Here is a 2,532-nt window from a genome sequence, read left to right on the forward strand (position 1 = left end):
TCGCGAGCAAGCTCGCTCCCACATGGATCTCGTCCAGTTTCAGACCTTCGGGTTACTTCGCCGCCCAGGAGTTGAAGCGCTGCTCCAGTTGCTCGCCGTTGTCAGCCCAGAAGCTGACGTCGATCTGCACCTGGTTGGCGATGTTTTCCGGGGTGGTCGGCATGTCTTTCAGGACATCCTTGGCCAGCAACGGCACGGCCTGGGTGTTGGCCGGGCCGTAGGCGATGTTTTCCGAGTAGGTCTTCTGCTGCTGCGGAGCCACCGAATAAGCGATGAATTTCTTCGCCGCTTCGGCGCGGGTCTTGTCCAGGCCACGCGGGATAGCCCACGCGTCGAAGTCGTAGATGCCGCCGTTCCACACCACTTTCAGGTTGCTTTCCTTCTGCACCGCAGCGATCCGGCCGTTGTAGGCCGAGCTCATGACCACGTCACCGGAAGCGAGGTATTGCGGCGGCTGGGCGCCAGCTTCCCACCACTGGATGTTCGGCTTGAGTTCGTCGAGCTTCTTGAAGGCGCGGTCCTGGCCATCCTTGCCGGCCAGCACTTTGTACACGTCCTTCGGCGCCACGCCGTCGGCCATCAGGGCGAATTCCAAGGTGTACTTGGCGCCCTTGCGCAAGCCGCGCTTGCCCGGGAATTGCTTGGTGTCCCAGAAGTCCGCCCAACTGGTCGGCGCAGTCTTCAGCTTGTCGGCGTTGTAGGCCAGCACGGTCGACCACACGAAGAAACCTACGCCACAAGGCTGGATGGCGCCTTTGACATAATCCTCGGCCTTGCCGAACAGCTTCGGATCAAGTTGCTCGAACATGTCTTCGTCACAACCACGGGACAACTCCGGCGACTCGACTTCAACCAGGTCCCAGGAAACGCTCTTGGTATCGACCATGGCCTTGACCTTGGCCATTTCGCCGTTGTATTCGCCCGCCACGATCTTGCCGTTGCCGGCCGCTTCCCACGGTGCGTAGAAGGCTTTGACCTGAGCCGCCTTGTTCGCCCCGCCGAAAGACACCACGGTCAGGTCCGGGCCCGCCGCCATCGCGCTTGCCGCACCCATCATGCCCAGTGTCAGGGCTGTGAACTTCAGGGATCTCAACATTTATTGTTCTCTCCACGTGCAGGGTTGGTGTTGGTACAGCAGGGGGCGATCAGTTCGCCTCTAGAAGGGGATCGAGCGCACGCACATGCTCGACTTGCCAGCCAAGCGGAACCACGTCCCCGACGGCGAGCGCGGGATCGAGCTCGGCAATCGGTTGTTTCACGAAGAAGTCATTCTTGCCGCAGACTTCCAGGCGAACCCGGACGTGATCGCCCAGATAGATGAATTCCGCCACCCTCCCTGAGAAGCGGTTGACACATTGTTCGCTGGAGCCGTTGAGGCTCACCCGCTCCGGTCGGATCGACAGCGTGACCGGCTCGCCAGGCTTGCCGACGTTGACGGCCAGGGCTTCGACTTTCTCGCCGCGTCCCAGCTCCACCAGGCAGCGGTCGCCGGTCTGGCTGTGCAGGCGTCCGTTGAGCCGGTTGTTTTCGCCGATGAAATTGGCGACGAAGGTGTTTTTCGGTTCTTCGTAGAGTGTGCGCGGCGGGGCGATCTGCTGGATTTCGCCCTGGTGGAACACGGCCACGCGGTCGGACATGGTCAGGGCTTCGCCCTGGTCGTGGGTCACGTAGACCACTGTCACGCCGAGGCGCTGGTGCAGATGCTTGATCTCCATCTGCATGTGTTCGCGCAGTTGCTTGTCCAGTGCGCCGAGGGGTTCGTCCATCAGGACCAACTGCGGTTCGAACACCAACGCCCGGGCCAGCGCCACCCGCTGCTGCTGGCCACCGGACAACTGGGCGGGATAGCGTTGGGCAAAGGTGTCCAACTGCACCATGCTCAGGACACGCTTGACCCGTTCACCGACGTCACTCTTGTTCAAGCCGCGCACGGTCAAGGGGAAGGCCAGGTTCTCGGCGACGGTCATGTGCGGGAACAAGGCGTAATTCTGGAACACCATGCCGATGTCGCGCTTGTGCGGCGGCACGTTGTTGATGGAGCGGCCGGCCAACTGGATCTCGCCAGCGGTCGGGGTCTCGAAACCGGCGAGCATCATCAGGCTGGTGGTCTTGCCGGAGCCGGAAGGCCCGAGCAGGGTCAGGAACTCGCCTTTGCGAATGTCCAGGTTGAGGTCCTTGACGATCAGGTTCTCGCCGTCGTAGCTCTTTTGCACACCACGAAAGCTGACCAGCACATCGCTGGTCCCCGCGCTTGAATCGACCTGGCTCATACCCGCACCTTTTGTATTGATGACTGCTTGTGAATCAAGCCTAGTGGAGCCTGGGGCCCGCGCAAATCGGGGCGCAGGAGAGAATCGCCTCAGCCGGATGGAAGAGTCGGGGTAGGGATTGCCCTACACGGATGGCGGGATTGGATAAATGCAGCGGCGAGTTTCAAGCGGCGAGCTGCAAGTAGGGGCAAAAGCAGTACCGAGGCGTGTCGCAAATAGGTATGCCAGCGCATTCCCTTGTGGGAGCGAGCTTGCTCGCGAT

General features: G+C 61.4%; 2 protein-coding genes. Both read right to left on the minus strand.

Going from position 1 to position 2,532, the window contains the following annotated elements; translation table 11 throughout:
- Nucleotides 1-52: 52 nt before the first annotated feature.
- Nucleotides 53-1,096, minus strand: a complete 1,044-nt coding sequence (locus OC610_RS25375; protein ID WP_249877220.1) for an ABC transporter substrate-binding protein — start codon at nt 1,094-1,096, stop codon at nt 53-55.
- Between the two features lie 49 nt (nt 1,097-1,145).
- Nucleotides 1,146-2,270 carry an ABC transporter ATP-binding protein gene (locus OC610_RS25380; RefSeq protein WP_264431777.1) on the minus strand — a complete coding sequence of 375 codons (1,125 nt, stop codon included), beginning with the start codon at nt 2,268-2,270 and terminating at the stop codon, nt 1,146-1,148.
- Nucleotides 2,271-2,532: the final 262 nt, after the last annotated feature.

Origin of the sequence: Pseudomonas agronomica (assembly GCF_025917275.1) — a bacterium.
GTDB classification, from domain to species: domain Bacteria; phylum Pseudomonadota; class Gammaproteobacteria; order Pseudomonadales; family Pseudomonadaceae; genus Aquipseudomonas; species Aquipseudomonas agronomica.